Source organism: Blautia sp. AF14-40, assembly GCF_003479665.1.
Taxonomy (GTDB): Bacteria; Bacillota; Clostridia; order Lachnospirales; family Lachnospiraceae; genus Fusicatenibacter; species Fusicatenibacter saccharivorans.
In genome coordinates, this window is sequence record NZ_QUHK01000061.1 from 544 (window position 1) to 5,059 (window position 4,516).

The following is a 4,516-nucleotide window of genomic DNA, read 5'->3' on the forward strand; positions in this document are numbered from 1 at the left end:
TCGCCAGCTACCCTTTTGTGGACTTGCCGCCCGGAAACACCTTGCGCTGCAAGCTGTTCCCGTCCAGCAAGTTTTATCAGTCGAGCTATCCTTATCTACGGTAATTTAGTATAATAAGGTCAAAAAACAGAACGCTATCATTGTGCAACCGATATGCAACTGATAATTGCTTGATAGTTGGTGGTAGCAACACGGTAATTCAGATAGAATAAAGCCAACAAAGAAAGGAGGTCATCCAAATGTTAGTAAACATCATTATGATTGTAGTCGGAATAGTTTTCTCATGTATCTTTGTCGGCTTGCTTATCCTTGTTATTCGTGCATTGCTTAAATATATCCGTACAGAGAAATGAAGCCAACAGCAACATTAGGAGGTGGTCAAATGAAAGTAACCGTATTTATGATAATCGTTGGAATAATTTTCTTATGTATCTTTGTTGGTTTGCTTACCCTTATTGTTCGTGCATTACTCAAATATATCCATTCAAAAGATGTACGGCAGGAAAAATCCGTAGTGAGGAAATCGTTGGGTGAAGCACTCAAAGTACACAGAACACAGTGCAAAATGACGCAGGAATTTGTTGCTGAAACGATTGGTGTTAGCAGGCAGGCTGTTTCAAAATGGGAAAATGGAACATCCGACCCTTCCACATCAAATCTTTTTGCACTTGCAAAACTTTACGGTATTTCTGTTGAAGAATTACTAAAAGAAGTTGAATAATCTTCATGCAGATATTTTATTTCATCATCGGGCCACCCTGACCCGAACTTTCAAAACTGAATACCAGCCGCCCACCGGCGGCACCACCGAGCAGGAAATCTGAAAAGGTCTCCTGCTTTTTTTCTGCCCCAAATGAGGTGGTAAAACGCCACCCCATCCACCAATTACCGAAAGGAGGGACACGAAATGCCCTGTCCACACAACGAAATCTCGATTGTGCAGCGAAGCCAACAGCAGTCTGCGGTTGCCGCCGCTGCCTACCAGAGCGGCGAAAAGCTGTTCTGCGGATACGATCAGGAAGTGAAGCACTACCCGGAAAAGCGTGGTATCGTCCACAATGAAATCTTGCTTCCGGCAAATGCCCCACGGTCGTATGCAGACCGCAATACTTTATGGAACGCCGCCGAAGCGGTGGAGAAGCAATGGAATTCCCAGCTTGCAAGGCGGTGGGTGCTTACCATCCCCAGAGAGATACCGCCCGACCAGTACGCCGCCCTTGTCCGGGATTTCTGCAATCAGCAGTTTGTTTCCAAAGGAATGTGCGTGGATTTTGCCATCCATGACAAAGGGGACGGAAACCCTCACGCTCATGTCATGCTGACTATGCGGGCAATGGATGAACATGGGAAATGGCTTCCCAAGAGCCGCAAGGTTTATGACCTTGACGAGAACGGGGAACGGATAAAACTTCCGTCCGGCAGATGGAAAAGTCACAAGGAAGATACGGTTGACTGGAACGACCGCAAGTATTGTGAAATCTGGCGGCATGAATGGGAGATCATCCAGAACCGCTATCTGGAAGCCAACAACCGCCCGGAGCGGGTGGATCTCCGTTCTTATGAAAGACAGGGGCTTGATATTATCCCTACCGTCCATGAGGGTGCTGCTGTCCGGCAGATGGAAAAGCGAGGGATTCAGACCAACATCGGAAATCTGAACCGGGAAATCAAAGCCGCCAACAGCCTGATGAAGTCTATCCGGCAGCTTATTAAAAATCTCAAAGGCTGGATTATCGAGCTTAGTGAAAAACGAAAAGAACTGCTTGCGGAAAAAGCTGCGGAGGAAGCGGTATTTCTTCCCAATCTGTTGATGAAGTACATGGAGGTACGAAAGGCAGAACGGAGCGACTGGACACGGGCGGGACAAAACCGTGGAACTTCCAAAGACTTAAAGGCAGTCAGCGAAGCCCTGTCCTATCTTCAGAGAAAGGGACTTTCCACCGTGGAGGATTTGGAAAACTTTATAGAAACGTCCGGGAAATCTGCCGCCGACTACCGAAAGCAGATGAAGCCAAAGGAAACCCGCAGCAACGTGATTGACGCTATCCTTGCCGCCCGGACGGACTGTAAGGAATGTAAGCCCGTTTATGAGAAATACCAGAAGATATTTTTCAAGAAAACTAAGGAAAAATTCAAGCTGGAACACCCGGAGGTTGCCCGGTTTGAGAAAGCCAGTGCCTACCTTGCCAAGCACCCGGATGATAAGGACAGCACGAAAAAGGAGCTTTTGCAGGAACAGGCGAAGCTTGTGGGCGAAATCGCAGACTTGAAAGTACCGTTGACCGAGGTGCAGGAAGATTTGAAGAAGCTGCGGGACATCCGCTACTGGGTACGGAAAGCCACACCCGGCACAGAGGAAAGCAAAGAGCCGCCCAAGAAGCAGCCCCTCAAAGAAGTCTTGCAGGATAAGGCTGACGAGAAGAAAGCACAGAAAAACGCCCCGGCGCAGACGAAACACAAACAACAGGATATGGAACTTTAACAGGCACTTGCCATTTTCAGATTGAGAATGATAAGTGCCTTTTCTTTTTTACAAGGAGGAATTGATTTGAATGTATTTGAAGCTGTGAAGCAGTCCGTTACGACAAGACAGGCTGCGGAGCATTACGGAATCCGGGTAAACAGAAACGGGATGGCTTGCTGCCCGTTCCACAACGATAAGACCCCCAGCATGAAGCTGGACAAGCGTTTCCACTGCTTCGGATGTGGTGCAGATGGGGATGTGATTGATTTTGTAGCTGCCCTGTACGGGCTGGGGAAAAAGGAAGCCGCCGCACAGTTGGCGAGTGACTTCGGGCTTGCCTATGAGGACTGGAAGCCACCGGGCAGGGCAAGGAAGCCCAAGCCCCGGCAGAAATCCCCGGAAGAACAGTTCCGGGAAGCAAAGGCACATTGCTTCCGTGTCCTTGCCGATTATCTACACCTCTTACGGGTATGGAAAACCGACTATGCCCCGCACTCCCCGGAGGAAGCGTTTCATCCCCGGTTCGTGGAAGCCTTGCAGAAGCAAGCCCATGTGGAATATCTGCTGGATGTGCTGCTGTTCGGGGAGACAGAGGAAAAAGCGGTTTTGATTATGGACTACGGAAAGGATGTGATACAGCTTGAACAGCGAATGGCAGAGCTTGCCGCCACAGACGCAGCAGGAACTAAAAAACACCATGAACGCCATGCAGCCGCCCCAGAGCGTTGAGGAAGTAAAGGCAACTCTGGAAACCACCGAGAAAGGCGGCGTCCGCCAGAGCATACGGAACTGCCTGACCGTATTCCAGCGTGACCCTGTGCTTGCCGGGGCAATCGCCTACAACATCCTGACCGACCGCAAGGACATCATAAAGCCCATCGGTTTTCACAGAGAAAGCACAGCCCTGACCGATACGGACATGAAGTATCTGCTTCTCTATCTGGAGGAAACCTACGGGCTTACCAGTGAGAAAAAGATTGAAACCGCCATCGGGATTGTGGCGAATGAGAATAAGTACCACCCCATCCGGGATTTTCTGAACAGCCTTGCATGGGACGGGACTGAGCGCATCCGCTTCTGTCTGCGGCACTTTCTGGGAGCTGATGTGGACGATTACACCTATGAAGCCTTGAAGCTGTTCATGCTGGGGGCGATTACAAGGGCATTTAAGCCCGGAAGCAAGTTTGAAATCATGCTGTGTCTGGTAGGCGGTCAGGGGGCTGGCAAATCCACCTTCTTCCGGCTGCTGGCAGTCCGGGACGAGTGGTTTTCCGATGATTTGCGGAAGCTGGACGATGATAACGTGTACCGCAAGCTGCAAGGTCACTGGATAATTGAAATGTCGGAAATGATGGCAACCGCCAATGCCAAGAGCATTGAGGAAATCAAGTCCTTTCTAAGCCGCCAGAAAGAGGTTTACAAAATTCCCTATGAAACTCACCCGGCAGACCGCCCCCGTCAATGCGTGTTCGGCGGCACTTCCAACGCCCTTGACTTTCTCCCCCTTGACCGTTCCGGCAACCGCCGATTTATCCCGGTCATGGTGTACCCGGAGCAAGCCGAGGTTCACATTTTGGAGGACGAAGCCGCTTCCAGAGCCTATATCAGCCAGATGTGGGCGGAAGCAATGGAGATTTACCGAAGCGGCATGTTCAAGCTATCATTCAGCCCAGCCATACAGCGGTATCTCAAAGAACACCAGCGGGATTTTATGCCGGAGGACACCAAAGCCGGAATGATACAGGCGTATCTTGATAGGTACACCGGGAGCATGGTCTGCTCCAAGCAGCTCTACAAGGAAGCTTTGAACCATGCCTTTGACGAGCCGAAGCAATGGGAAATACGGGAAATCAACGAGATTATGAACCAATGCATTGACCGCTGGCGGTACTTCCCGAATCCAAGAATGTTTTCCGAATACGGCAGACAAAAGGGCTGGGAGCGTGAAAACCCGGCAACGGACTTATGCAACCCGTCTGAAAAAGCAATGGATGGCTTTGTGGAGGTCACAGAACAGATGGAGCTTCCATTCTGAAAATGACAGCCCGTTGC

General features: G+C 50.0%; 4 protein-coding genes. All 4 read left to right on the plus strand.

Annotation, left to right across the window (positions count from 1 at the left end):
* Nucleotides 1–382: 382 nt before the first annotated feature.
* The 4 genes from DWW13_RS17665 to DWW13_RS17680 all read left to right on the plus strand — a co-directional run bounded on the left by DWW13_RS17665 (nucleotide 383) and on the right by DWW13_RS17680 (nucleotide 4,499).
* Entirely contained in the window at nucleotides 383–721 is a 339-nt protein-coding gene (locus tag DWW13_RS17665) for a helix-turn-helix domain-containing protein (RefSeq protein WP_003509323.1), read from the plus strand.
* Between the two features lie 186 nt (nucleotides 722–907).
* Entirely contained in the window at nucleotides 908–2,482 is a 1,575-nt protein-coding gene (gene mobQ, locus DWW13_RS17670) for a MobQ family relaxase (RefSeq protein WP_008394607.1), read from the plus strand.
* Between the two features lie 66 nt (nucleotides 2,483–2,548).
* The gene (locus tag DWW13_RS17675) at nucleotides 2,549–3,193 is read left to right on the plus strand and encodes a CHC2 zinc finger domain-containing protein (RefSeq protein WP_199674877.1); all 645 of its coding nucleotides are present in this window, start codon (nucleotides 2,549–2,551) and stop codon (nucleotides 3,191–3,193) included.
* The gene (locus DWW13_RS17680) at nucleotides 3,162–4,499 is read left to right on the plus strand and encodes a virulence-associated E family protein (protein ID WP_118720723.1); all 1,338 of its coding nucleotides are present in this window, start codon (nucleotides 3,162–3,164) and stop codon (nucleotides 4,497–4,499) included. Before DWW13_RS17675 ends, DWW13_RS17680 begins: the two co-directional genes overlap by 32 nt.
* Nucleotides 4,500–4,516: the final 17 nt, after the last annotated feature.

What these genes read in the sequence shown, in the direction of transcription:
- DWW13_RS17665 (WP_003509323.1), top strand. Translation starts at nt 383, where the DNA reads ATGAAAGTAACCGTATTTATGATAATCGTTGGAATAATTTTCTTATGT.
- mobQ (WP_008394607.1), top strand. Translation starts at nt 908, where the DNA reads ATGCCCTGTCCACACAACGAAATCTCGATTGTGCAGCGAAGCCAACAG.
- DWW13_RS17680 (WP_118720723.1), top strand. Translation starts at nt 3,162, where the DNA reads ATGAACGCCATGCAGCCGCCCCAGAGCGTTGAGGAAGTAAAGGCAACT.